22 protein-coding genes are annotated in these 25937 nt (G+C 72.3%); 10 read left to right on the top strand and 12 right to left on the bottom strand.

What is annotated here, in order from left to right:
* Window positions 1–105: 105 nt before the first annotated feature.
* The 7 genes from ACFT4A_RS22350 to ACFT4A_RS22320 all read right to left on the bottom strand — a co-directional run bounded on the left by ACFT4A_RS22350 (window position 106) and on the right by ACFT4A_RS22320 (window position 8873).
* Window positions 106–912: a class F sortase gene (locus ACFT4A_RS22350; RefSeq protein WP_382832693.1), complete on the bottom strand. Its 807-nt coding sequence runs from the start codon at window positions 910–912 to the stop codon at window positions 106–108.
* Between the two features lie 841 nt (window positions 913–1753).
* Complete coding sequence (locus tag ACFT4A_RS22345) at window positions 1754–2335, bottom strand: hypothetical protein (protein ID WP_382832691.1); 582 nt, start codon at window positions 2333–2335, stop codon at window positions 1754–1756.
* 93 nt (window positions 2336–2428) lie between these two features.
* On the bottom strand, window positions 2429–3670 hold the full coding sequence (locus tag ACFT4A_RS22340; RefSeq protein WP_382832690.1) for an MFS transporter: 1242 nt from the start codon (window positions 3668–3670) through the stop codon (window positions 2429–2431).
* 28 nt (window positions 3671–3698) lie between these two features.
* The gene (locus ACFT4A_RS22335; RefSeq protein ID WP_382832688.1) at window positions 3699–5156 is read right to left on the bottom strand and encodes a CitMHS family transporter; all 1458 of its coding nucleotides are present in this window, start codon (window positions 5154–5156) and stop codon (window positions 3699–3701) included.
* A gap of 135 nt (window positions 5157–5291) precedes the next feature.
* Window positions 5292–7535, bottom strand: coding sequence for a molybdopterin oxidoreductase family protein (locus ACFT4A_RS22330; RefSeq protein ID WP_382832687.1), 2244 nt, complete (start codon window positions 7533–7535; stop codon window positions 5292–5294).
* A 112-nt stretch (window positions 7536–7647) separates the two neighbouring features.
* The gene (locus tag ACFT4A_RS22325; RefSeq protein WP_382832685.1) at window positions 7648–8265 is read right to left on the bottom strand and encodes a TetR family transcriptional regulator; all 618 of its coding nucleotides are present in this window, start codon (window positions 8263–8265) and stop codon (window positions 7648–7650) included.
* Window positions 8262–8873 carry a hypothetical protein gene (locus ACFT4A_RS22320; RefSeq protein WP_382832683.1) on the bottom strand — a complete coding sequence of 204 codons (612 nt, stop codon included), beginning with the start codon at window positions 8871–8873 and terminating at the stop codon, window positions 8262–8264. Before ACFT4A_RS22320 ends, ACFT4A_RS22325 begins: the two co-directional genes overlap by 4 nt.
* 153 nt (window positions 8874–9026) lie before the next feature.
* Here ACFT4A_RS22320 and hmgA point away from each other — a divergent pair, with 153 nt between their 5' ends.
* Genes hmgA through ACFT4A_RS22305 form a run of 3 tightly spaced genes read left to right on the top strand, consistent with a single transcriptional unit; the run spans window position 9027 to window position 12293 of the window.
* Window positions 9027–10343, top strand: coding sequence for a homogentisate 1,2-dioxygenase (gene hmgA / locus ACFT4A_RS22315; protein WP_382832682.1), 1317 nt, complete (start codon window positions 9027–9029; stop codon window positions 10341–10343).
* Between the two features lie 26 nt (window positions 10344–10369).
* Complete coding sequence (locus ACFT4A_RS22310; protein ID WP_382832680.1) at window positions 10370–11116, top strand: GntR family transcriptional regulator; 747 nt, start codon at window positions 10370–10372, stop codon at window positions 11114–11116.
* A gap of 10 nt (window positions 11117–11126) precedes the next feature.
* Entirely contained in the window at window positions 11127–12293 is a 1167-nt protein-coding gene (locus tag ACFT4A_RS22305) for a type ISP restriction/modification enzyme (protein WP_382832678.1), read from the top strand.
* A gap of 11 nt (window positions 12294–12304) precedes the next feature.
* Here ACFT4A_RS22305 and ACFT4A_RS22300 read toward each other — a convergent pair whose 3' ends face one another.
* A complete protein-coding gene (locus ACFT4A_RS22300; protein ID WP_382832676.1) occupies window positions 12305–13036 on the bottom strand; it encodes a TetR/AcrR family transcriptional regulator in 732 nt (243 codons plus the stop codon).
* Between the two features lie 63 nt (window positions 13037–13099).
* Here ACFT4A_RS22300 and ACFT4A_RS22295 point away from each other — a divergent pair, with 63 nt between their 5' ends.
* Entirely contained in the window at window positions 13100–14056 is a 957-nt protein-coding gene (locus ACFT4A_RS22295; RefSeq protein WP_382832674.1) for an ATP-binding cassette domain-containing protein, read from the top strand.
* Complete coding sequence (locus ACFT4A_RS22290; RefSeq protein WP_382832672.1) at window positions 14053–14835, top strand: ABC transporter permease; 783 nt, start codon at window positions 14053–14055, stop codon at window positions 14833–14835. Before ACFT4A_RS22295 ends, ACFT4A_RS22290 begins: the two co-directional genes overlap by 4 nt.
* 117 nt (window positions 14836–14952) lie before the next feature.
* On the opposite strand, the gene ACFT4A_RS22285 is transcribed toward ACFT4A_RS22290, so the two are convergent.
* The 3 genes from ACFT4A_RS22285 to ACFT4A_RS22275 all read right to left on the bottom strand — a co-directional run bounded on the left by ACFT4A_RS22285 (window position 14953) and on the right by ACFT4A_RS22275 (window position 16703).
* Window positions 14953–15219, bottom strand: coding sequence for a hypothetical protein (locus ACFT4A_RS22285; protein WP_184562045.1), 267 nt, complete (start codon window positions 15217–15219; stop codon window positions 14953–14955).
* A gap of 126 nt (window positions 15220–15345) precedes the next feature.
* Complete coding sequence (locus ACFT4A_RS22280) at window positions 15346–16164, bottom strand: anti-sigma factor domain-containing protein (protein ID WP_382832670.1); 819 nt, start codon at window positions 16162–16164, stop codon at window positions 15346–15348.
* On the bottom strand, window positions 16161–16703 hold the full coding sequence (locus ACFT4A_RS22275) for a sigma-70 family RNA polymerase sigma factor (RefSeq protein WP_184597574.1): 543 nt from the start codon (window positions 16701–16703) through the stop codon (window positions 16161–16163). The genes ACFT4A_RS22280 and ACFT4A_RS22275 overlap by 4 nt, the downstream gene beginning before the upstream one ends.
* Window positions 16704–16930: 227 nt before the next feature.
* Between ACFT4A_RS22275 and ACFT4A_RS22270 the strand changes: the two genes are divergently transcribed.
* From ACFT4A_RS22270 to ACFT4A_RS22255, 4 genes are all read left to right on the top strand, one after another.
* Window positions 16931–18463 carry a DUF4331 domain-containing protein gene (locus ACFT4A_RS22270; protein WP_382832668.1) on the top strand — a complete coding sequence of 511 codons (1533 nt, stop codon included), beginning with the start codon at window positions 16931–16933 and terminating at the stop codon, window positions 18461–18463.
* Window positions 18464–18571: 108 nt separating this feature from the next.
* Window positions 18572–20179, top strand: coding sequence for a tetratricopeptide repeat protein (locus ACFT4A_RS22265; protein ID WP_382832666.1), 1608 nt, complete (start codon window positions 18572–18574; stop codon window positions 20177–20179).
* Window positions 20176–21774: a nickel transporter gene (locus tag ACFT4A_RS22260; protein WP_382832664.1), complete on the top strand. Its 1599-nt coding sequence runs from the start codon at window positions 20176–20178 to the stop codon at window positions 21772–21774. The genes ACFT4A_RS22265 and ACFT4A_RS22260 overlap by 4 nt, the downstream gene beginning before the upstream one ends.
* Before the next feature lie 114 nt (window positions 21775–21888).
* Window positions 21889–23538 (top strand): serine/threonine-protein kinase, encoded by a 1650-nt coding sequence (locus ACFT4A_RS22255; RefSeq protein ID WP_382832663.1) that lies wholly within the window; start codon window positions 21889–21891, stop codon window positions 23536–23538.
* Between the two features lie 4 nt (window positions 23539–23542).
* Here the strand turns inward: ACFT4A_RS22255 and ACFT4A_RS22250 are convergent, their stop codons facing one another.
* Entirely contained in the window at window positions 23543–24349 is an 807-nt protein-coding gene (locus ACFT4A_RS22250; protein ID WP_382832661.1) for an SGNH/GDSL hydrolase family protein, read from the bottom strand.
* Between the two features lie 278 nt (window positions 24350–24627).
* Here ACFT4A_RS22250 and ACFT4A_RS22245 point away from each other — a divergent pair, with 278 nt between their 5' ends.
* The gene (locus ACFT4A_RS22245; protein ID WP_382832659.1) at window positions 24628–25833 is read left to right on the top strand and encodes a S8 family peptidase; all 1206 of its coding nucleotides are present in this window, start codon (window positions 24628–24630) and stop codon (window positions 25831–25833) included.
* The last annotated feature ends 104 nt before the right edge of the window (window positions 25834–25937 follow it).

Raw genomic sequence — 25937 nt, 5'->3', positions numbered from 1 at the left:
GTCACGGGAGTTAACGGAATGTGTGCGGCCGGGGGAAGACACCGGGCGGGATCGGGGGCTCCGGTCCAGTTGGTGAGAAGGCGGACGGCCTGATTCGGCCAGGGGTCAGCGGACGGCGGTGAGGTGGGCGAAGACCACGACGTTCCCGGAGTAGCCCTTCCTGCGGTCGTAGGCGCCGCCGCAGGTGATCAGGCGCAGCTCGGGGCGGCCCCGGGAGCCGTAGACCTCCTGGCTCGGGAATCGCGACTTCTCGTACGACTTGATCGCGTCGATCGTGTAGACGGCGATCCGCCCGTCGGCGCGGCGGGCCTTGAGGACCCGGCCGCGCTCCAGCTCCGTCAGCCCCGCGAAGACGGCGGGACCGCGGTCCGTGTCGAGATGCCCGACGGCGACGGCGGTGCCCTGCTCGCCGGGTGAGGCGCCGTGCCGGTACCAGCCGACCAGTTTCGGCTTGTCCTCCGGGGGCGCGGTGAGACGGCGTTCGCGGTCGAGGCCCAGGGGCATGATCGGGGCGTCGATGCGGAGGTAGGGGATGAGGAGGCGGGTGGCTCGGGAGGGGGGCAGGGGGTCGGGGGCCGGGGGTCGGGTGCGGGTCGGCTCGGGGGTGCCGGCTGTGGGGCTCTGGGGCGGTGCGGTACGGCTGGCGGTACGGGATGCGGCTCGAGAGGGGCCGGGCCGGGCGGACGGGGAGGCGGAGGAGGTGCCCGGGAGGGCAGAGGACGCGGCGGAGTTCTTGGGCCGGGCAGTGGTGGTGCCGGCGTCGCCCGAGGGGGTGGCCGGGGCGGTGCCGAAGTCGCTCGGCAGGGCTGCCGCGGCGGCTCCGGCGGAGCCGGTCGGGAGGGCCGTGACCGTACGGCCGGGCACGTCGCCCGGGTCCCAGCAGACACCGAGCAACAGCAACGAGAAGGCCACGGCGATCGTCCGCGTCAGCCGATAGGCACGCGTCCGGTACCAGGGCCTGCGCGGCCGCCGGGGCCATCCCGCATGGCCGCTCCCGGCCCCGCCCCGGCCTCCGGCGCCACCGGCCCCACGCCGACCCCTCGGCTCGCCCCTTCGCAGGCCCACCGGCATGGGGGCAGCACCAGCCCCGGCCCCACGCCGGGCAGAGGTGGCGACGGATCCGGAACCAGCCCCACGCCGAACCCCTGGAGCGGCAACGGATCCAGACCCGCTCCCACGCCGGGACACCGAGGAGGCCGCAGCCCCCGGCCCAGCACCACGCCACCCCACCGGCCCAGCACCGGAACCGGACCGTCGAACCCCCGGCTCAGCCGACCCCGCCCCGGCCCCACGCCGCCGCCCCGCCGAGCCCGCACCATCGCCCGCCCCGGCCCCACGCCGCCGCGCCACCGAGCCCGCACCATCGCCCGCCCCGGCCCCACGCCGCCCCACCGGAGCACCGCCGGAACGGGAACCGGCCCCACGCCGTACCCCGGGCTCAACCACAGACCTCGCCCCAGCCCCGCGCCGAACCTCCGAGGCAGCCCCAGACCCCGACCCCGCTCCACGCCGAACCCCGGGCTCAGCCACAGACTTCACCCCAGCCCCGCGCCGAACCTCCGAAGCAGCCTCAGGCCTCGCCCCAGCCCCGCGCCCAACCCCCGACTCAGCCACAGACCCCGACCCAGCCCTCCGCCGAGCCCCGGGGGCGGCCCCAGGCCCACCCCCGCCCCGCCCCACCGAACCCGCACCACCGCCCGCCCCGGACTCGCGCCGCCCCGCAGAAGGGGCGGCGCGATACGCGGAAGGTGTCCTACGCCGCGCCATCAGTGCGGCGGCGGAGGCGGAACCAGACCGCTCCGGCGACGGCGGCCAGGCCGACGGCGGCGGCGCCGGCGACCGGGGTGAAGGCCTCGGCACGGGCGATGCCGCCACCGCCCGCCGGCGCACCGCCGTTCGGGGTGATGGTGGCCTTGGAGTCCGGGCAGGAGACCTGGAACACCTTGAACTTGCCCGCGCCGTGGGCCCGGTCGGTGAGCCACGTCAGCTTGTACTGCCCGTTGGGCAGGTCGATGAGCGGGCTGCGGCCCGCGCCGGCCGCGTCGAGGGTGACCGAGCCGCTCTTGGCCGGTACCTCGGGCAGCGCCTGGATGGTCCAGTTGACCGTCTCGCCCGCCTCGAAGTCGAACGCGGCGAGGTAGAAGTCGCAGACCTTCGGATCGTTGCGCCGATCACCGGCGGCCGTCTCGGTGGCGTGGATCTTGACGTCCCCGTTGTCCCCCGGAGCGGCGACAGCGGGCACCCCGCTCAGGGTGGTCCCGGCGAGGGTGAGAGCGGCGAGGACGGCGGTGCGGGTGCCGGCACGGCGTGCGAGGGGTACGACGGGCATGAACATGCCTCCAAGTCAGATGATTTTCATACAAACACCTCGTCACCTGACTATCTGCCACATGTCACCCGGAAACGCCGGAGCAGCGCCCACGACGCGTCAGATGTCGCTCTTCCGGCCCAACGGCATCCCGTTCCGGCGGGATTCGGAATCCTCCCCGCCAACCTCCTCCGGCTCCCGCGGCGACCGCACCGCGACCCCCGCCGACAGCAGCAACAGCACCCCCAGCATCACGAACGGCGCCGCCACCCCCGCGACCCCGGCGATCAGCCCGGCCGCGGCGGGCGCGGCGACCTGGCCGAGCCGGTTGCCGGTCAGTCGCAGGGCGAGGGCCGTGGAACGGGCCTCGTCGGGTGCGGCCTGGACGACCGTCGTCATGGACAGCGGCTGCCCGACGCCCAGGCAGAAGCCGAGCAGCACGAGCAGCAGGCCGAGCGCCCACACCGGCACCGGCAGGGCGATGCCCGCGCACAGCAGGGCCGCCAGCAGACACGTCACGGTGAGCAGCATGGTCCGGCCGAGCAGCCGCAGCAGGGGCGTCAGCACCATGCGGCAGGCGATGGTGGCCGCCGCGCGCAGGCTGAGCAGGACGCCGATCACGGACGGCGCGATGCCCCGGTGCTCGCCGACCACCGGGAGGTACGCGGTGAGGATGTCGGTCGCGGACAGCACGGCGAGGCTGATGAGGATGCCCGCGGGCACGCCCCGGGTGCGCAGGATGCTCCGGACCGGGACGCGGTCGCCCTTGTCCGCGCGGGACGTGGCCGACGTAGGGCGGTGCTCGATGCGCCACAGCGAGGTGAACGAGACGGCCGCGACCCCGCCCGCCACGACCAGGGCGAGCGCGCTGGTGCCCGCCATGTCCCCGCCGCCGATCAGCGCGCCCGCCGCGATGGGCCCGACCAGTTGGCCGAGCGCGGCGCCGATGGTGAAGTGCCCGAAGTTGCGGTCCTGCTCGTGCGGCGCGGACTGGCGGGCGACCAGGGACTGGGAGCCGATGACGAAGCAGAGGTGGCCGAGGCCCATCACCCCGCTCCACAGGGCCATCGTCCCCAGGGAGTCGGCGACGCCGCTGAGGGCGCAGCCGCCGGAGATGAGGACCACGCCGAAGGGCAGCAGGGGCGCGCAGCGGCCGTGGTCGGTACGGCGGCCCAGGGGGACGGCGGCGAACAGCGGAAGCAGCGCGTACACACCGGCGATCACACCGACGGCGCGTTCGTCCGCGCCCAGCGCGAGGGCCCGGTAGGAGACGGCGGGCCGGGCCATCGACACCGCCGCCTGCGCGAAGCTGAAGGCGATGACGAGGCGGAGCAGCCAGCCGCGGTTCCCACCGGGCCTCACGATGTACTCCAACGGGGATCGGACAAGGTCAGATGATCCCGAACAGGATGCCCGCCCCGAGGATGACCAGGCAGGTGAGGGCGGCCCACTTCACGACGAACTTGGTGTGGTCGCCGAACTCGACCTTGGCCATGCCGACCAGGACGTAGACGGCCGGGACGAGCGGGCTCGACATGTGCAGCGGCTGGCCGACCAGCGAGGCGCGGGCCATCTCCACCGGGGAGACGCCGTGCGCGGCACCGGCCTCGGCGAGGACCGGCAGGACACCGAAGTAGAAGCCGTCGTTCGACATGAAGTACGTCAGCGGCAGGCTCAGCACACCGGTGACGATGGCCATGTGCGGGCCCATGCCCGCGGGGATGACGTCCACCATCCACTTGGCCATGTTGTCGACCATGCCGGTGCCCTGGAGGACGCCGGTGAAGACGGCGGCGGCGAAGACCATGCCGGAGACGTTCAGGACGTTGTCGGCATGGGCGGCGAGGCGCGCCTTCTGGTCGGGGATGTGCGGGAAGTTCACGGTGAGGGCCAGCGCGGCACCGATCAGGAACAGCACCGGGATCGGCAGCCACTCCATGATCATGGCGGTGAGCAGGGCGACCGTGAGCAGCGCGTTGAACCAGTAGAGCTTGGGGCGCAGGGTGGCCCGGTCGGGGTCGAGCCCCTGGAAGCCGTCGTCCTCGGAGTCGTCCTCGGTGTCGTCCTCGGCGTCGGCGCCACTGCCGGAGCCCGCGCCCGCGTCGGTGCCGGCACCCGAGCCGCCGCCCTTGCGCATGGAGACCTTGCCGTCGCCGGAGTCACCGGAACCGCCGGAGCCCACGAGGACCGTCTCGCTCTCCTTCTCCTCCTCCAGCACCTCGTCCAGCGTCAGCATGCCGAGCCGCCGGCGCTCACGGACACCGAGCACATAGGAGAGGCCGAAGACGAAGAGCAGGCCCACCAGGAGCGCCGGGATCATCGGGACGAAGATCTCGCTGGCGTCGAGCTTGAGCGCGGTCGCGGCGCGGGCGGTCGGGCCGCCCCAGGGGAGGGTGTTCATCACGCCGTTGGCCATCGCGGCGACACCGGTCATCACGACCAGGCTCATCTTCAGGCGCTTGTACAGCGGGTACATCGCCGAGACGGTGATCATGAAGGTGGTGGACCCGTCGCCGTCCAGCGAGACGATCGCCGCGAGCAGGGCGGTGCCCACGACGATCCGCATCGGGTCCGCTTTACAGAATTTGAGGATCCCGCGGACGATCGGGTCGAAGAGACCGACGTCGATCATCACACCGAAGTAGACGATCGCGAACATGAGCATCGCCGCGGTGGGGGCGAGGTCGGTCACGCCGTCGAGGACGTAGTCGCCGAGCTTGGCGCCCTTGCCGACGAACACGCAGAAGAGAGCGGGAATCAGCACGAGCGCCGCGATCGGCGACATCTTCTTCATCATGATCAGGACCAGGAAGGTCGCGATCATGGCGAAGCCGAGGATGGTCAGCATGAGTGGGTACCTAACGTTCGCCCTTGAACATTCCACCAGGGCCGGCGGTTCCCGAGACGTTAGGGCCCGTCAAGCAGCGTTAACAAGACGTTGACGTGCGAGCAATAAGCGCAGAACTGCTGGTCACAGCTTTGCTCAGGTCAGCGGCATGAGCTTTTCGGCCGCCGGGGCGCATTCGACGGGCACTCCGTTGAGGACCGCGTTGCCCGACAGCGGGTCGAGCAGACGGCCGTCGAGAAGCTGGTTGACGTTGACGCCGGGGTCGGTCGAGGCGTGCCCGAGGCGGGTGCCGGGCCGGTCGTGACCCCAGCCGTGCGGGAGGCTCACCACGCCCTTGCGGACGGCGTCCGTGACCTCGGCGGGTGCGGTGACCTCTCCCCCGGCGCCCTTCACCCGTACCGGCGCCCCGTCCTCGACGCCCAGCCGTTCGGCGTCCTCGGGGTGGATGTGCAGGGTGCAGCGGTTGGAGCCGCCGGTGAGGGCGGGCACGTTGTGCATCCAGCTGTTGTTGGAGCGCAGATGACGACGGCCGACCAGGACGAGTCCCTCGGGGCGTTCGGCCAGGGCCGCGCGAAGGCGGGGCAGGTCCCGCGCGATCGGCTCCGGCAGCAGCTCCACCAGGCCGCTGCGGGTCTTCAGCGGCTGCGGGAGCCGGGACCGCAGCGGGCCGAGGTCGATGCCGTGCGGATGCGCGAGCAGCTTCTCCAGGGAGAGCCCGTCCGGTCGTACGCCGAAGCCGTCGCCGTAGGGGCCGAGGCGCAGCATCATGTCCAGCCGCCGTTCGGGGCCGGTGTCGCCGGTGAGCTGTGCGGCGAGTTCGCGGGGGTCACGGCCGTATACGGGCGAGTGGGGTTCCGTGACCGCCTTGCCGAGGGTCTGGTCGATGACCATCCGGTCCACGGCGGCGGGGTCGGCCCCGTGCATGCCCGTCGCGGCGAGGATCAGCCGGGCCAGGATCTCCGTCTCCGCCATCCGGCCGGGTTCCAGCGGGACCGCGGGGCGGGTGTAGCGGACCTGGTTGCGGACGGCGAGGGTGTTGAAGGCGAAGTCGTGGTGCGGGCTCTGGGAGGGCGGGGGCGGGGGCAGCACGACATGGGCGTGGCGTGAGGTCTCGTTGAGGTACGGGTCGACGCTGACCATGAAGTCGAGCGAGTCGAGCGCCTTGTCGAGCCGGTCGCCGTCGGGCGCGGACAGCACGGGGTTGGCGGCGACGGCGACGATCGCGCGGACCGGCTCGCCTTCCTCGGTGGCGGTGTCGATCTCCTCGGCGAGGGCCGACAGGGGCAGCTCGCCCTTCGCTTCGGGGTGCCTGCTCACCCGGGAGAGCCAGCGCCCGAGGGCGAAGCCCCGGCCCGGTCCCGCGGGGCGCGGGGTCTTGTCGGTGGCGGCCTGCGGGAAGAGCGCGCCGCCCGGCCGGTCGAGGTTGCCGGTGAGGATGTTCAGGACGTCGACGAGCCAGCTGGCCAGGGTGCCGTGCGGGACGGTGCAGCTGCCGATGCGGCCGTACACGGCGGCGGTGGGGGCGCCGGCGAGTTCACGGGCGAGGGTGCGGATGAGGCCGGCGTCGACGTCACAGGCCGGTGCCACGGCCTCGGGGGTGAACTCCCGCAGGGCGTCGGCCAGTTCCTCGACGCCCTGGACGTGCGGGGTGGGCTCGACGAGGCCCTCGGCGTAGAGCACCTGCGCCATCGCCGCCAGCAGCAGCGCGTCGGTGCCGGGCCGCACGGCGATGTGCCGGTCGGCGAGCTTGGCGGTCCGGGTGCGCCGCGGGTCGATCACGACGAGGGTGCCGCCACGGGCCTTGAGCGCCTTGAGCCTGCCCGGGAAGTCGGGGGCGGTGCACAGACTGCCGTTGGACTCCAGCGGGTTGGCACCGATGAGGAGCAGATGGTCGGTGTGGTCGAGGTCGGGCACGGGGATGGCGTTCGCGTCGCCGTAGAGCAGTCCGCTGGAGACGTGCTTGGGCATCTGGTCGACCGTGGAGGCGGTGAAGACGCTGCGGGTGCCGAGCCCGGCGAGCAGCAGCGTCGGGTAGAGGGCGCCGGCCATGGTGTGCACATTGGGGTTGCCGAGGACGACGCCGACGGAGTTCGGGCCGTACCGCTCGACGACCGGGCGGATACCGGCGGCGACGGCGTCGAAGGCCTCCTCCCAGGTGGCCTCGCACAGCTCGCCGTCCCGGCGCACCAGCGGGGTGCGCAGCCGGTCGGGGTCGGAGTCGACGGCTCCGAAGGAGGCGCCCTTGGGGCAGACGAACCCCTCGCTGAACACGTCGTCGCGATCACCTCGGGCACGGGTGACGCGCGTCCCCTCGATGGTGAGGGTCAGGCCACAGGTGGCCTCGCACAGGGGACAGATACGCAGGGCGGTGCGGGACACGGGTCCTCCCGGGGGCGGCGGCTACGGTGACGCGCGAACCCGCCCGAGCATACCGACCGGTATGCATGGTGGGGAGGGTCTGACGGCACCGGATCACCCGACGGCACGGGGGTCAGTCGAGCACCCGGGACAGATACGCCCGCAGCATCTCCCGCATCTCCTCGATGATCTTCGGGTCCCCTTCCGGCGCGACCCGGAACGCCAGGTGCACGAGCGTGTCGGCGGTCTCCACGGCGATGAGGAACACCCGGCTCAGCTCCTCGTCGGGCTCGCGGTCGAGGTAGCCGGAGAGGAGTTCGGTGAGGCGGTCGGCGACGCGGTGGTTGGGTTCGCTGTGGCGGGCGCCGACCGGGATCTGGTTGCCGAAGTCGACGAGGGAGAAGCCGGGCGCGGTGCGCTTCATCTCCAGGTACTCGTCGAGCACGACGTCCATGGCCACGCGCCAGCCCCCGTCGCCCGTCTCCCCCAGTCGCTCGGTGACACGGGCGGAGTACCGCTCGAGGTTGCGCTGGGCCAGGGCGTCGGCCATCTGGCGTTTGTTGCCGAAGAAGCGGTAGACCGAGCCGATGGGGACACCGGCCCGCTGGGCGACGGCGCGGGTGCTCAGGTCGTCGTAGCCGACCTCGTCGAGGAGGTCGGCGCAGGCGTCGAGGATCCTGGTCAGGCGTTCGGCACTGCGCCGCTGCACGGGCGCACGACGGAGCGATGTCGCGTGGGGCACGGGCTTCATGATGCCTTTCCGGCGCGGTCGGGTGAACCTCGCCCCCCGATCCGGGACCGGGTGTCCGTCGCATGCGTCCGCGCTTCCCCCGGGGCGCTCGCACTCGGCTTCGCGCCCGGGCCGGGCTCCGACGCGGTGATGTCGGCCGTGCTCTCCACGGGTCTGCCGTCCACCGCCCAGGCGGTGCCGTCGTCGGCGTAGAGGCGGGCCGTGACGTGGTGCGTGCCGCGCGGTACGAGGTGGGCGGCCAGCCGGTACCCGGAGGTGCGGAGCCTGGCGACGAGGCGGCCGTCCACATAGAGGTGCGCGAGGCCGTGCCCGGCCACCGCCGCACCGGCCGCACCGGCCCGCGAGAAGCGGAACTTGCGGACGGCCAGACGGACGTCCCAGCCGCCGGCCGCGTCCGGCTGCACCTCGATGCCGACATCGGGGGCGTCCCGCCGGGCCACCTGCCGATAGGGCCGCCCCTCCGTGTCCCGGTCCTCCAGGAGCGTCCCCACCGGCGTGGGCGAGGCGCCGCTCCCCCGCTCCCGCGCGTCATCGGAGCCGCAGCCCGCGGCTCCGGCCAGCAGAACGCAGACCGCGAGCAGGGTGAAAGGTCCACGTGTCCACGACATGTCCGCGAGCGTAGAACGCGCGTACGGCCCGGCGGATCGTCCTCAAGTCGGGTTCAGGTCATCCGCCAAGAGGAGGGCGCGTGTCCCTCTTGCGCCGGGGAAAACGCAATCCTACGGTGTTACATAGGAATCGGACGCAAGGAGCAGTGATCCATGGGTGCGGACACGCGGAAGACCGCCGAAGGGCTGACCTATCTCTCCGGCTTCGGCAACGAGCACAGCTCCGAGGCCGTCCCGGGCGCGCTGCCCGAGGGCCGCAACTCGCCGCAGCGGGCTCCGCTCGGGCTGTACGCGGAGCAGCTGAGCGGCACGGCCTTCACCGAGCCGCGGTCCCACAACCGCCGCTCCTGGCTGTACCGGATCCGCCCGTCGGCCGCGCACCCGGCGTTCACCCGGACCCACAACGGCTCGGTGGGTACCGCTCCCTTCACCCAGACCGCGCCCGACCCGAACCGTCTGCGCTGGAACCCGCTTCCCGACCCGGCCCCCGAGACCGACTTCCTGGCCGGACTGTGGACGCTGGGCGGTAACGGCGACGCCGCCCAGCGCACCGGCGTCGCCGTGCACCTCTATGCCGCCAACGCCTCGATGGAGCGGGTGTTCAGCGACGCCGACGGCGAGCTGCTGATCGTCCCGGAGCGCGGCGGGCTGCTGCTGCGCACCGAGTTCGGTCTGCTCCATGTGGAGCCGGGCCATGTCGCGCTCGTCCCCCGTGGGGTCCGCTTCCGTGTGGAGCTGCTGGACGGATCCGCCCGCGGATATGTGTGCGAGAACTACGGCGCGCCCTTCCGCCTCCCCGACCTGGGCCCGATCGGCGCCAACGGGCTCGCCCATCCCCGGGACTTCCGCGCCCCGGTCGCCGCGTACGAGGACGTCGAGGGCCCGGTGGAGGTGGTGAACAAGTTCTGCGGCAACCTCTGGACGGCCACCTACGACCACTCCCCGCTCGATGTGGTCGCCTGGCACGGCAACCATGTGCCGTACGTCTACGACCTGCGCCGTTTCAACGCGCTCGGCACCATCACGTACGACCACCCGGACCCGTCGATCTTCACGGTGCTGACGTCCCCGTCGGACACCCCGGGCCTGGCCGGTGTCGACTTCGTGGTGTTCGCGCCGCGCTGGCTGGTGGGTGAGGACACCTTCCGGCCGCCGTACTTCCACCGGAACGTGATGAGCGAGTACATGGGCCTGATCGAGGGCGCGTACGACGCGAAAGCGGAAGGCTTCGTACCGGGCGGCGGTTCGCTGCACAACATGATGTCGGCGCACGGCCCGGACCGGGAGACCTTCGACCGGGCGAGCGCCGCCGAGCTGAAGCCGCAGAAGATCGACGACGGACTGGCGTTCATGTTCGAGACCCGCTGGCCGCTGACCCTCACACCGCACGCGGCCCGGGCGGAACACCTCCAACAGCGTTACGACGATGTCTGGCAGGGCCTGGAGCGGCACTTCCGTCCCTTGCACTGAACCCCCCTGACCGGTACGGATGGCCCGTGACCTCCTTCGCTCCGGACTCGATCGTCCTGAACCGCAAGCTGCCGCTCTGGTACCAGGTGTCGCAGTCCCTGCGCGCCTCGATCCTCGGCCGCTCGCCCCGGGACCCGCTGCGCCTGCCCACCGAGGAGCAGCTGGCCGGGCATTACGGCGTGAGCGTGCTGACCATGCGGCAGGCGCTGAAGGAGCTGGAGGACGAGGGGCTGATCACCCGCCACCGCCGGCGGGGCACCTTCATCGAGCCGCACGCGCGCAGGGGTTCCCCGGTCCGTCTGCTCGGCTCGGTGGACGCGATCGTGGCCCAGCAGTCCGGCATGACGTCCGAACTGCTGGACCACGGCACGATCCCCGTGCCGGGCGAACTCGCCGAGTTCTTCGGGGAGGTGCGGGAGGTCTCGACGTACCACCGGCTGCGCAGCGACGAGAAGACGGGTGAGCCGACGAATCACGCCCGGAACTACGTCCGTCCCGAACTGGCCGCGCGGATCGACCTGGACGACCTCGTCCGGTGGCCCATGACCAAGGTGCTGCGGGATGTCGTCGGGGTGGACATCAGCCGCATCACGGACACGGTGGAGGCCCGGCTGGCCGACCCCGAGACGGCGAAGCTGCTCCAAGTGCCGCTGCTCAGCCCGATCCTGCACTACACGGGCATCACGTACGGCACCGACGGCCGGCCGCTGGACGTGGCCGTCATCCAGTACCGGGGCGACCGGTTCTCCTTCACGGTGACCCTGGACGCATAGCGGTCGTACGATGCCCTGCGTGACGCACGACGACGCTCCGCCGCTGGCGGACCTCATGCCGTGGTCCGTCGCACCGCCCCGGCTCGGCCGGGGCTGGCCGGCGGCCCCCGACGCGGCGTCCCTGAAGGCCCGCTGGGACGCCTTGGTGAAGGCCGAGGGACCCGACCGCGAGACCCTGTTCGAGCCGACCCGCTCGCGCACGCTGCACTCGGCGGTCGGCCAGTTGCCCGGCCGGACGGGCGGCACGGAGAAGCTGCTCCGCGCCTCGGGCCCGTGCCCGGAGCCGGTGCGCGTGCTGCAGGCGCCCTTCGACGAGCAGTGGCTGATTCCCGACCAGCGGCTGATCGACGCGGCCCGCCCGGAGCTGTGGCGGGTGGCGGACGAACGGCAGGTCTTCGTGGTGGAGGCGCCCGGGGCCCTCGCCCCTCCCCTCCTCGCCACCTCACTGGTCCCGCTGCTCCGCCCCGGCCGTGTCCGCCCGCTGTTCCGCCGGCCGGGCGGGCGGGAACCCAACCTGGCCCCCGGCCTGCTGGAGCACCTCGGCACCCGCCTGGGCGACACCCCCGCACCACTGGACGTGCTGGCCTGGATCACGGCCACGGCGCGCCCGGACCTCACCGTCCCGCTCACCGGTGACGCCGACGCGTGGGCGCGGGGCGTGGAGCTGGGCCACCGCCTGCTGTGGCTGATGCGCCGCGACGGCGCCCGCCCGAAGCTCCCCGGCGGCCGCCGCCCCTACGTCCGCGCCCCGCTGCCCTCGCGGCCCCTGACCCTGGACTACGACAGGGACGAGGAGGCCCTGCTGCTGGGCGAGGGCCGCATCTCCCCGGTGCCGCCGGAGGCCTGGGACTTCGAGGCGGGCGGGGTCCGCGTCCTGGACCAGTGGTTCGCGGCGCGCGTCACCGAGGCCGAGCCGGGCACGCTCGCGGCGATCCGCCCCGCGACCTGGACGCAGACCTGGACGTCGGAGCTGCTCGAACTGATCACGGTCCTCGCCCTGCTGGCCGAACTGCGCCCCCTGGACGAGCCGGCCGATGAGCCGGCGCTCCCCGACCCGATCACGACGGCCGAACTCCGCGCGGCGGGCCTCCTCCCGGTGCCGGCGACGGCCCGCCGGCCGGCCTCGGTGCTGGACGGCCCCGAGGAGGGCCCGGAGGGCCAGCTCGCACTGCTCTAGCTCGCACTGCTCTAGCGCGCGCCGCTCTGGCGCGGCTCGGGGTCGTAGGCGTCCAGTACGCGCTCCAGCGCCCGCTTGAACACCGCGTCCAGATCGACCGGCCCGCTCTGCTCCATGAAGGCCGCCGCCAGTCGCGGATACGCCCCGGTGGCCACCTGGCCGCCCAGATAGGCCATGCGCACCGCGTTCTCCTCCTCATCGGACCACGGCATGGAGCGAGCGCGTTCGACGGTCGCGATGTCGTTCGCGGTGTAGGTCGTCACGATGCCGTTGAGCAGCGCGATCAGCTCCGTCTTCGTGCCGGCCGGGGCGTCGAGGGGTTCGAGGCAGGCCAGGCAGTGCTCCAGATAGCGCAGGGTGTTGGGGCTGAAGCCGTAGACGCCCGACATCAGGCGCGGCACCCAGGTGTGGCGGTACATGATGGCCCGCGTCTCCTCCGCGTTGCGGAGCATGTCGGCGCGCCAGTCGCCCGTGGGCTCGAAGATCTCGTGCTCGGCACCGACGGCGTCCACCATCAGCTCGTACAGATCCTCCTTTCGGGGGACGTAGTTGTACAGCGACATCGTGCCGCAGCCCAACTCCGCGGCGACATGCCGCATGGACACCCCGTCGAGCCCCTCCGCGTCGGCGATCCGCACCGCCGCCGCCGCGATGCCGGCGCGGGTGAACGCCGGTTTCGGCCCACGGCCGGTGCGCTCGGGGCGCGCCCAGATCACTTCGGGTACGGCCGCTCGGCCCGCCATCGATCATCACCTCGGCCACCATCCTAGTTACGTACAGCGTACGTAGTGCGCTATGGTCGAGCCATGACTTCTACGTACGCTGTACTTAGTGAGGGTCTGGAGAAGCGATTCGGGGAGGTCCGTGCCGTGCGCGGACTGGACCTCGCGGTGGCCGAGGGCACGGTGTGCGGGGTCCTCGGGCCGAACGGGGCGGGCAAGACCACGGCCGTGCGGCTGCTGACCACACTGCTGCGGCCGGACGCGGGCTCCGCGCGGGTCGCCGGGCACGACCTCGTCCGCGAGGCCGCCGCCGTACGGAGCCGGATCGGTGTCACGGGGCAGGACACCTCGATCGACGGGGACCTGACCGGGCGCCAGAACCTCCAGCTCTTCGGCCGGCTGCACCGGGTGCGCGGTCCGGCCGGCCGGACCGCGGAACTCCTCGACCGCTTCGGCCTGACGGAGGCCGCCGACCGGCCCGCGTCCACCTACTCCGGCGGCATGCGCCGCCGCCTGGACCTGGCGGCGAGCCTGATCCGCCGCCCCGACGTGCTGTTCCTGGACGAGCCGACCACCGGCCTCGACCCGGCCAGCCGCAACCTCATCTGGGACGCCGTGCGCGAGCTGACCGCCGAGGGCACGACCGTGCTCCTCACCACCCAGTACCTGGAGGAGGCCGACCAGCTCGCCGACGACATCGCCCTGGTGGACCGGGGCCGGGTCGCGCACACCGGGTCGCCGGCACAGCTCAAGGCGCTCGTCGGGGCGCACGCCGAGGTCGTCGTGACGGACGCGGACGTGCTCGTGAGGGCGGCGGGCGTGCTCGACCGGCTCACGGGAGCGCAGCCGTCGTTCGACCACGAGCGCAACGCCGTCGGCGCGGTCAGCAAGGACCCGACCCTCACCCTCCCGCTGCTGGTACGCGCCCTGGACACGGCGGGCGTACCGCTGCTCGACGTGAGCCTGCGGCCACCGACGCTGGACGACGTGTTCCTGCGCCTGACCGAGACCACCGGCGAGGAAAGGAAGGCTGCCGCATGAGCATGCTGGCGTACGACGGGACCGCGATGCTGGGCCGCCAGTTGCTGCGGATGCGGAACAACCCGGGGCTGCTGATCCTCACCCAGACGATGCCGATCAGCATGCTGCTGTTCTTCGGCTACGTCTTCGGCAGCGCGCTGGCGGTGCCGGGCGAGGCGTACCGGTCGTTCCTCGTGCCGGGTCTGCTGGTGGCGACCGCCGCGGGCGGCCTCATGACCGGCATGTTCCAGGCAGCCCAGGACACGCACCGGGGCGTGACGAACCGCTTCCGTACGCTGCCGATGAGCCGGGCTGCCGTACCGCTCGGACAGGCCGCGGCGGACGTGGTGGTCACGGCCGTCGGGACGGTGCCGTTCCTGCTGGTGGGGCTCGCGGTGGGCTGGCGGATCGAGGGCGGCCCGCTCGAAGCGGCGGGGGCCGTCGGACTGTTGTTGCTGTTCCGCTTCGCGTGCACCTGGGCCGGGATCTACCTCGGCCTGCTCACCCGGAACGAGGAGGCGGCCGGTCAGCTGGGCGGGGCGACCTTCCTGCTGCCGCTGCTGTCCAGCGCGTACATCCCGACGACGGGACTGCCCGGGTGGCTGCGGACGGTCGCCGAGTGGAATCCGATCAGCGCGGTGGCGACGGCCCTGCGGGACCTGTTCGGCAACGCGCCCGTGCCCGACGAAGCGGCCTGGCCGGTGGCCCACCCCGTCGCGGGGTCGCTCATGTGGTGCGCGGTACTGCTGGGGATCTTCGTGCCGCTGGCCGTGCGTCAGTACGCGCACGGGGAGAGGTGAACGGGGGGACGTACCGCGCTCGGGAACACACCTGGCGTTGCTGCGTGCCGTGGGGATGACGGACGACGAGTGCGCAGCGTGACGCCGGGGGCGGTGTGACCGCCCGAGCGCGGGCCCCTACCTGCCGCCGAACAGCGAGCGGCGCAGTCGGCGCAGCGGTGCGAAGAGCGAGACGCGGCGTACGCGTGCTCCCCTGCCACTGCGGTCGTGCGGCTGACGCGCGGTCAGTTCACGCATCAGCGAGGTCGCCTCGACCGTCTCCCGCTGCGGGACGGCAGGACCGCCCAGCACCGACAGATGGCGGTCGAGGCGCGAACTGGTCGCGCTGCTCCCGCAGGTGATCGCAGGGACCCTCGCCCTGCTGCGCACTGTTATCTGTTCCATGTCACTCCCCACCCGTACGAGTCCACCCGGCCCGGGCAGGTTAACCCTATCGCCCCGCCCGGGCACTCGTGTATCGCGGTCACAGGATTCACCTTCCCCGTAAGGGGGTTGACGATGTATCTCCGATTACTCTCCGAATCCAACAGATTTCAGGGCGAGTTGGACGATGGGCTGGGTGGTGGGCTGCGGTGAGCCGCCGGCGGGCTCGACGGTCACGGCCAGTGACGTCGCCGAGGAGCCGAGACGGGTCGCGACCAGGGGCGTGTCGCCTTTGAGGAGCCCCAGGGAGCGCGGTTGCGCGCCCGGGCGCATGAGCCACAACTGGTGCACGCGGCCGCCCGGCGGGGTGCTGTATCCGCCGAGGGTGACCACCGCACTCCCCTCCGTCGCGGAAGCGATCACTCCGATGGTGCGGCCCCGCCCGTCCCGGCCGCTGCTCGCACGGGCGTCCGGAGCCGACAGAACGTGGGCGATCTCACGCGACCGGTCCCGCTCGGCGGTCAGTTCGCCCTGGGTCCGGTTCGCCTGGACGGCGAACAGCGCGGCGACGACGAGGGCCGCGGCGGCGGTGGCCGTGGCGAAGGGCACGAACAGCGGGATCCGGCGCCGCACCCGCTGTCTCGGCGGCGGCTGGGTGCCCCACACATGTGGCGGCAGCTGGGTCGCACGCGCGCGTGCCGGCTCACGCGCCGCCTCCTGGGGCGCCGGGTCCTGCGGAGTCGTCCGTACGGCGGCCATGACCCGGTCGCGCAGGGCGGCCGGGGCCGGGGCGGCCGTGGACCAGGCGAGCCGGACGGCGTCCTCGGACAGGGCGCGCACCTCGGCGGCGCAGCGGTCGCAGTCCTTCATATGCCTCTCGAAGCGGACCCGCTCCGGGGGTTCCAGGGCGTCGAGCGCGTAGGGCGCGGCGAGCGAGTGCGGGTCCTCGCGGCGGAAGAGGCTCATGCCACGCCTCCCAGGCACTCGCGCATCCGGGTCAGCCCGTCGCGCATACGCGTCTTGACGGTGCCCAGCGGCAGGGAGAGCCGCTCGGCCACTTCACGGTAGGTGTAGCCCTCGTAGTAGGCGAGGGTGACGGACTGGCGCTGGAGGTCGGTGAGGCGGTCCAGGCAGCGGCGTACCCACTCGCGTTCGAGTCCCGCCTCGACCTCCTCGGTGACCTGGTCGAAGGCCGGGAAGTGGGCGCGCCAGGCCTCGCGCTGCTCGCGCTCCCCCGCCGCGCGGGCGCTGCGCACCCGGTCGACGGCACGGCGGTGGGCGAGGGTGAGGATCCAGGACAGCGCGCTCCCCCGGCCCGGGTCGAACTTCGCGGCGGACCGCCACAGTTCGAGCAGCACCTCCTGAGCCACCTCCTCCGACTGCGCCGGGTCGCGCACCACACGCCGTACCAGACCGAACACCGGGCCGGACACCAGTCCGTACAGCTCCTCGAAGGCCTGGTGGTTCCCGCCCGCCACGAGCAGCAGCAGCTCGTCCGCCTCCACTCGTTCCCCCTCTCCGAGGCCGCATCGGGCCTGTCCCCTCACACGAGGTATTCGCAACGCACACACCTCCGGATGGGGTTACGGATCAACTCGCCGAAAACGCGGGTCGCCTGGCGATGAAACAACTTTTCAATCGCTCCGTAAGAACGTTTGAGATTCGACCAATCCGCTCTGCCGGCCGCTCCGAATGGCGTGTGTCAGGCAAGTTGGCACTGAGGACGGACGGCATGACACCTATCTCCAGGACCGGTGCGGGACGCACCAGCATCGCGACCGTGGTCTGTGGTGCACTGGCCGCCGGCGGGCTCGCAGCCGCTGGTGTGACCGCGCTGGAACCTGAGGCGGCCTCCGCCTCCAGTCACCGCGAGGCCCCGCTGATCTCGGGGACACCGCAGTACGACAACACCGACGTGTACGCGTTCGTCAGCCCGGACAAGCCGGACACGACGACCATCATCGCGAACTGGATCCCGTTCGAGGAACCGGCCGGCGGGCCCAACTTCTTCACGTTCGCCGAGGACGCCCAGTACGACCTGCGCATCGACAACAACGGTGACGCGCAGGAGGACCTGCTGTTCCGGTACACGTTCAAGACGCACACCAAGAACGACAAGACGTTCCTCTACAACACGGGTCCGGTCGAGAGCCTGGACGACCCCGACCTCAACATCACGCAGACGTACGACCTCGAGCTGATCAAGCTGCGCGATCTGAAGGCGGTGTCGAAGACCAAGGTCGCCGACGACGTGCCGGTGGCGCCGTCGAACGTCGGCAAGGCATCGATGCCGGACTACAACACCCTGCGCAAGCAGGCGGTCCACAAGCTCGCCGGGGGTGCCCAGACGTTCGCCGGGCAGGCCGACGACCCGTTCTTCCTGGACCTCAGGGTCTTCGACCTGCTGTACGGCGGGAACCTCTCCGAGGTCGGCAACGACACCCTCAAGGGCTACAACGTCAACTCGGTCGCCCTCCAGGTCCCCAACAGCTTCCTCGCCGAGTCGCACGAGCAGCCGGTCGTCGGCATCTGGTCGACGACGCAGCGCGAGAACGCCAAGGGCTACTACTCGCAGGTCTCGCGCCTCGGCATGCCGCTGGTGAACGAGGTCGTCAACCCGCTGAAGGACAAGGACAAGTTCAACGCGTCCACGCCGCGGGACGACGCCCAGTTCCTGGAGAACGTCACCAACCCGGAGCTGCCCAAGCTCATCGAGGGGATCTACAAGATCCCGGCGCCCGACGAGCCGCGCAACGACCTGGTCGACGTGTTCCTCAAGGGGGTCAAGGACCTCAACCAGCCGCCGCATGTGACGCCGTCGGAGCAGCTGCGGCTCAACACGTCCATCAAGCCGGCCGCCAAGCCCAAGCGGCTGGGTGTCCTGGACGGTGACACCGCGGGCTTCCCGAACGGACGGCGGCTGACCGACGACGTGATCGACGCGTCGCTCCAGGTCGTCGAGGGTGAGCTGCTCGGCGCCAAGAACGACCTCGGCGACGCGGTGAACGAGAACGACAAGAAGTTCGGCAAGTCCTTCCCGTACCTGGCCAACCCGACCGAGGGCTCGCGCGGCCCGCTCGCCAAGGGCGTGGACGGCGGCAACGACGTCCGCAGCCAGCTGGGCGACGCGCTGCAGCCGGCCGAGGCGCAGAGCTCGGACGACATGCGCCTGATCGCCGCGTCCGCCGGGGCCGGCGCGGGCGGCATAGTCCTGATCGGCGCGGCCCTGATGTGGTGGCGCCGTATGCGGAACCGGGCGTACTGACCCGTTCCGCTCCCCCTACTGGCGCGGCCCGTTCCCACCCATCCCCCACGGCACGGGCCGCGCCTTCTGTTCCCGCACCCGCACCCGCACAGCCGACTGAGGAGACCCATGCCTCCGCGTACGACGGACAGCGCACCGGAGAGGCGCGACGACGACCGCCCACGCCCGGACAACGAGCCGGCCACAGAGCCTGAGGCCGATGCCGCGGCCGGGCGTGACGGGGAGGCCGACGAGGCACGGGCTGATGAGACACAGGCCGAAGAGGCACAGGCCGATGCGGAGGGCGCCCGGCCGGACAGCGACAGCACACCTTCCGCAGGCAAGGACGTCGCCCAGCGCGTGGCCGCGATGCGGCGGACCGCCGACGGCGCGCGGCGCTGGCGGGCGGCTCATCTGGCCGGGTGCGCCGCGCTGCTGGCTGTCGCGCTGACCGGTGGGGCCATCGCCTTCGGGGGTGCGGGAAACGGCCGGGCAGGCGGCGACGTCGCCGCCGTGTCCGCGGCCGGGGCGTTGTCGCCGGGCGCGCTGGCCCGGGGGGATCTCGACGCGGGGATCGCCTCCCTGCAGAAACATCTCCGCGCCCAGCCGAGGGACTACGGCAGTTGGGCCACCCTCGGTGTCGCCTACGTCGAACAGGCCCGGACGAAGGGCGACCCCTCGCGCTATCCGCAGGCCGAGCGCGCGCTGAAGCGGTCGCTGGAACTGGAGCCCGGCAACGACCCGGCCCTGGCCGGCCGGGCCGCCCTCGCCGCGGCCCGGCATGACTTCCCCGGCGCCCTGAAGTACGCCGACCGGGCCCTGAAGCAGAACCCCTACAACGAACGTGCCCTGTGCACCCGTGTCGACGCCCTCGTCGAACTCGGCCGGTACGACGAAGCCGAGAAGGCCGCCGACACCGCCGACACCAAGCGTCCCGGCGTACCCGTCTTCACGCGGTACGCGTATGTGCGGGAGCTGCGCGGCGACGTCCGCACGGCCCGTGAGGTGCTGGAACGCGCCCTGGACGCCGCCGACTCGCCCGCCGACGTCGCGTACGTCGCCACCGCTCTCGGGCAACTCGCCTGGAACCAGGGCGACTACGAGGCGGCCCTCGGCCACTACGCCCGCGCGCTCGCCGCCGACGACTCCTATCTGCCCGCCCTGGAGGGCCGCGCCCGTGCGCAGGCGGCGGACGGTGACCGTGCGGCCGCGGTGAAGGGACTGGAGCAGGTCGTCGCCCGCTTCCCGCTGCCCGGCCCGCTCGTCGCCCTCGGCGAGCTGTACGAGGACCGCGGCGCCGACGGCGACCGGGCGAAGGCCGGCGACCAGTACGCCCTGGTCGACGCCTGGACGGCTCTGGCCCGGGCCGGCGGTGTCAACGCCGACCTCGACTCGGCCATGGCCGCCGCCGACCACGGCGACAAGAAGGAGGCCCTGCGCGCCGCCCGTGCCGAGTGGGACCGCCGCCACAGCGTGCACACGGCCGACGCCCTCGCCTGGGCCCTGCACGTCAACGGCCGCGACGAGGAGGCCCTGCCGTACGCGCGCCGGGCCACCGCCACCGGCTACCGCAACGCCGCCTTCCTCTTCCACCGCGGGATCATCGAGCGTGCCACCGGTGACGAGCGCGAGGCCCGCGACCACCTGAAGGCCGCGCTCGACCTGAACCCCGGCTTCTCGCCCCTCGGCGCCCGCGAGGCCCGTACCGCGCTCAAGGACCTGGAGAAGAACCGGTGACCCTGCGCCGACTGTTCGCGTCCGGCGCCGCCGTCCTCACGGCCGCCTGCGCGCTCACTCTGCTGCCCGCCGCCACGGCGAGCGCCCACCCGCTGGGCAACTTCACCGTCAACCGCTACGACGGTCTCGTCGCCGCGCCCGGCGAACTCCGGGTCCAGCACGTCGAGGACCTCGCCGAGATCCCGGCGACCCAGGCGAAGCCGGACGTCGAGCGGCTGGGCATCGCCCTGTGGGCCCGCGAGCGGTGCGCCGCGGCCGCCGCGGACAGCAGGGTGACCGTCGACGGCCGTACCGCCGCCCTCACCGCCGAGCGCAGCCGCGCCCGCGTGCGGCCCGGGCAGGCGGGGCTCGACACCCTCCGCGTGGAGTGCGAGCTGACCGCTCCCCTCCCGTCGGACAAGGAGAGCGTGTCCCTCGGCTTCCGCGGCGCGGGCGCGTCCTCCGGCCCGGGCTGGCGGGAGGTCACGGCCCGTGGCGACCGTATGACGCTCACCGCGTCGGACGTGCCCGAGAAGTCGATATCGGCCGAACTGACCAAGTACCCCGAGGAGTTGCTCTCCTCTCCGGCCGACACCGCGTCGGCCGCCCTGCGGGTGCGCCCCGGCGGGGCGGCTCTGGCCGAGGAGGAGTCGGACGCCCCGGCCGCCTCCGTGCTGCCGCGCGGCGCCGACCGGTGGACGCGCGCCCTGGACGAACTGGTCGCCCGGCACGACCTCACCGCGGGGTTCGCCGCGCTGGCGCTCGGCATCGCCGTCGTCCTCGGCGCGATGCACGCGATCGCCCCGGGCCACGGCAAGACCATCATGGCCGCGACGGCGGCGGCCCGGGGCGGCCAGGCCCGGATGAAGGACGTCCTGCCGATGGCCGCCTCGGTGACGGTCACCCACACCCTGGGCGTGGTCGCCCTGGGCCTCCTGGTCACGGCCGGTTCGGCGGCGGCCCCGTCGGTGATCGCCTGGCTCGGCGTCGCCAGTGGCCTGCTGGTGACCCTGGCCGGCGCGAGCCTGGTCCGCCGCGCGCTGCGCAGCCGCGCGCCGCACCCCCACCCCCATCGCCACCCCCACCCGCACAAACACGACCACGATCACGACCACGACCACGACCACCCGCACGAGCACACCGGCCACAGCCACACGCACGACCACCACCATCACGACCACGACCACCCGCACGACCACGCCCACCCCCACTCCCATCCGCACACGGTCGTGCACACCCACGGCGGCTTCACCCACTCGCACCCCGTCGCCCCCACCCTCCGCGGCACGATCCTCATGGGCTTCGCGGGCGGACTCGTGCCCAGCCCGTCCGCCGTGGTGGTGCTCGTGGGGGCCGCGGCCCTCGGGCAGGCCTGGTTCGGTCTGCTGCTCGTCGTCGCGTACGGCGTCGGGCTGGCGCTCACCCTGACGGCCTGCGGGTACGCCGTCGTCAAGGCGGGCAGCGGGATGACGCGGCTCCTGGACCGGCGCCCCCGCTGGACGGCGGGCCCGATGGCGGCCCTGATACGCCGCACCGCGCCGCTCGGTTCGGCCTTCGCCGTGGTGGTACTCGGCGCCGGACTGGTGTTCAAGGGGGCGGCATCCGCACTCGGCTGAGTTACGTTCGTGAGAAAACAGGCGTCAAAGGGAAAGCGGACGTCGTGAGGAAAACCGACCCCGTGGGGAAAACAGACCTCGTGGAGATTTCGCCCGGCTGCGAATGGGGGCTCCGTGTCCGAAGAACCGGGCCATGAGCGTGTGATCGCGGGCCGCTACCGGCTCCTGGCGCCGCTGGGCGAGGGCGGCATGGGGACGGTGTGGCGCGCCCGCGACGAGGTGCTGCACCGCGAGGTAGCCGTCAAGGAGGTGCGCGCCCCTGCCGGGCTGGCCGGCGACGACGTGCAGCGGATGTACGCCCGGCTGGAGCGGGAGGCGTGGGCGGCCGCCCGGGTCGCCAGCGGGAACGTGGTGACGGTCTACGACGTGGCGACGGACGGGGGCCGGCCGTGGATCGTCATGGAGCTGGTCCGCGGGCTCTCGCTGGCGGAGGTGCTGGACGCCGAGGGCCCGATGCCCCCGCAGCGGGCCGCGCACATCGGCGCCGAGGTGCTGGCCGCGCTGCGGGTCGCGCACGAGGCCGGGGTGCTGCACCGGGACGTGAAACCGGCCAACGTGCTGATCTCGAACGACGGCCGGATCGTGCTCACCGACTTCGGGATCGCCATGGTCGAGGGCAGCTCCGCGCTGACCATGACCGGGGAGGTCATCGGCTCGCCCGAGTTCCTCTCCCCGGAGCGGGCGCTCGGCCGCACGCCGGGTCCGGAGTCCGACCTGTGGTCGCTCGGGGTGCTGCTGTACGCGGCGGTCGAGGGCCACTCCCCCTTCCGCCACGACACGCCGCTGAGCACGCTGCGCGCGATCGTCGACGAGGAGTTGCCGCCGCCGTACCGGGCCGGGCCGCTCGCCCCGGTCATCGAGGGACTGCTGCGCAAGGATGCCGAGCAGCGGCTGCCGGCCGAGCGGGCCGAGCAGGACCTGCGGGTCATCGCCGCGGGTGGCGCGCCGGACGCGGACACCACCCGGGCGGTCCCGTACCCGCCGATGGCCGCGGCCCGCGAGCCCGCCGCCACGCCCCCGATGCCCTTCCCGGGGCAGTCGGCGCCCTCCGGCTCGGGCGGGACGACGACGGCCACCCGTCAGCGCGGCGACCGCCGGACCGGCCGGGTGCTGGTCGCGGGCGTGGTCGCCCTGGCCCTCGCGGTGGGCGGGCTGACGTACGCGCTGCTGAACCTCGGGGGCGGCGACGGCTCCGGGGACAACGACCGGGGTGCCGGGGCGAGCACTCCGGCTGAGACCGGCCCGAAGGAGAACACCGGGAGCGGGAAGTCGAGCCCCTCCCCGACGCCGAGCGAGAGCGAGACCGAGAAGAGCAGTCCGCCGCCGCAGTCGGTACGGGTGGCTCTGGAGGGCAGGCGCACGGACTACTCGGGCCCCTGCCCGCCGCAGAACGCCCAGGCGCCGCAGTTCACGGCGACGTTCACGGTGGGCAGGCTGCCGGCCGAGGTGCGCTACCGCTGGCTGACGCAGGACGGCTCCGAGCTCGACGGGGGCTGGAAGACGCTGTCGTTCCCGGAGGGCGGCGGGCGTACGAAGCAGGACGCGGTGACCGTGACGACGGACGCGGAGAGCGGGGCGTTCGAGAACGAGATCAGCGTCGAGGTACGGGAGCCGGTGCGGACGACGTCCGAGGGGGTGCCGTTCTCGGTGACGTGCGAGACGGAGACCCCGACGGACGGGGCCTCCCCTTCTCCTTCGGGCACGGACACGGACACGGGTTCGGACTCGGGTTCGGGTTCGGACTCCGACTCCGACTCCGGGTGACCGGTCAGTCGTTGGCGTTGAGCACCGGCAGATAGCCACCCGACTGGCCGGGGGCCTTCGGGTGGTAGGACTCGCCGATGTTGAGCCAGCTGACGCTGTGCAGCCAGGAGTCGCCGGAGCAGATCTCGTGGCCGGTGAAGGTGGTGCGTACGTCGCCGAAGGTGAAGCCGTGGTCGGCGGCGCGCTTGGCGACGGCGGTGTTGAGGTGGTCGGATGCGTCGTTGATGGCCTTGCGCTTGGTCTCGGAGAGGCCGAGACAGGTCGTGCCGAGCTGGTAGAAGCGGGGGTAGCCGAGGACGACGACGCGTGCGTCGGGTGCCTTGGAGCGGATCGCCGAGTACACGCCGTCGAGCTTGCCGGGCAGCGTGGAGTCGACGTACGCGCGGGCGGTGTTGATACGGGAGACGCAGGAGCTGTCGGACTGGGTCACACAGGTCGTCATGACGTCGGCGAATCCGGCGTCGTTGCCGCCGACGCTGAGGGAGACGAGGGCGGTGGCACTGTTGAGCGGGCCGAGCTGACCGGACAGAACATCACCCGTTCGGGCACCCGAGCAGGCCGTGAAGTCGAACGTCGAGGGTGAGTGGGCGGCTGCCCAGAGGTAGGGGAATGCCTTCGTGCTGCGCTTGCAGTCGCCGCTGGAGCCGATGTAGCTGCCGGCGCCCACTCCGGAGGAGTAGGAGTCACCGAGCGCCACATAGCCGCCAGTTGCTGCGAGTGAGGACGCCTGCGCCGTCGCGGCCCCGGTGAGGGCGGTGCCGACGGCGAGGAGGAGCGAGCTCACGAGGACGATAAGTCGGGAACGTCTCATGGAACCTCCCTTTAGTAGGATCTCTGCCATAACCGTCGTAGCAGCTACGCGTGTTGACAGGAAGTGTCCATGCCAAGTCTGTTGATTTATTTCGTGCTCATGACAGGTTTGTTGACTAGTGCTCAACTCTCTTGTTCTACGCCGGTAGATGGCCGACGCTTTACTCCGGCAGCGAGCGGAACGCGACGCTCCTGGCCGTGTGCGCGAGCCCGCGCACCACCCCCACATGACGCGCGCCCCACCCAGGCGCGCGCCGCCTAGAGGAGGACTCCCTCGTAATGGCACAACTGCGTAGCAAGAGACTCGGACTCGCCGCGATCACCTCTCTGGCGACCGCCGCCCTCGTGGGCGGGTTCACCGCCCTGCCCGCCCAGGCCGCTCCCGCCGAGGGCCGGGTGCTCGCGGCGGACTCCCCGACCGCGATCAAGGACAGCTACATCGTCACGCTCAAGAAGAGCGCGGGGCTGAAGGCGTCCTCGGCCGCGGGCAAGGACCTGGTGAAGGAGTACGGCGGCACGGTCACGCGGACCTTCGGCAAGGCGCTGAACGGCTACTCCGCCGCTCTCTCCGCCACCGAGGCCAAGCGGCTCGCCGCCGACCCGGCCGTGGCCGCGGTGGAGCAGAACCAGCGCGTCCAGGCCGACGCCACCCAGACCAGCGCTCCCTGGGGTCTGGACCGGATCGACCAGACCTCGCTCCCGCTCTCCGGGACCTACACCTACCCGGACAGCGCGGGCAGCGGCGTGACGGTCTATGTGATCGACACCGGTGTGCGCGTCACCCACCAGCAGATCAGCGGCCGTGCCGCGCACGGTTACGACGCCGTCGACGGCGACAACGACGCTTCCGACGGCAACGGCCACGGCACCCATGTGGCCACCACGATCGCGGGCACGACCTACGGTGTCGCCAAGAAGGCGAAGATCGTGGGCGTCCGGGTGCTGAACAACAGCGGCTCCGGCACCACGGCCGGCGTGATCGCGGGCATCGACTGGGTGACCCAGAACCACTCCGGCCCCTCGGTCGCCAACATGTCGCTCGGCGGCGGCGCCTCGGCCTCGCTGGACACGGCGGTCCGCAACTCCATAGCCGGCGGCGTCACCTACGCCGTCGCCGCGGGCAACAGCAGCACCACCGCCTCCTCGTCCTCCCCGGCCCGGGTCACCGAGGCCATCACCGTCGGCGCCACCACCAACACCGACGCCAAGGCGAGCTACTCCAACTACGGCTCGGTCCTGGACATCTTCGCGCCCGGCTCGTCCATCACGGCCGGCTGGCACACCAGCGACACCGCGACCAACACCATCTCCGGCACCTCGATGGCGACCCCGCACGTCGCGGGCGCGGCTGCGGTCTACCTGGCGGGCCACACCTCCTCCACCCCGGCCCAGGTCGCCTCGGCCCTGGTCGCCGGCGCCACCACCGGCAAGGTCACCAGCGCGGGTACGGGTTCGCCGAACCGGCTGCTGAAGCTCGTGCAGTAACTCGTGCAGTAACCGGCGCTTACGCCGGAATCTGAAGAACCGTTCCCCGCAGGCTCGGCCGAGCCTGCGGGGAACGGCTGTTTCCGTGACCGGAACCGTTCAAC

The sequence above is a fragment of the Streptomyces sp. NPDC057099 genome (assembly GCF_042671245.1).
GTDB classification, from domain to species: domain Bacteria; phylum Actinomycetota; class Actinomycetes; order Streptomycetales; family Streptomycetaceae; genus Streptomyces; species Streptomyces purpurascens.
The sequence above is the reverse complement of the archived record's forward strand: the minus strand, read 5'-3'. Positions and strand labels throughout refer to the sequence as shown.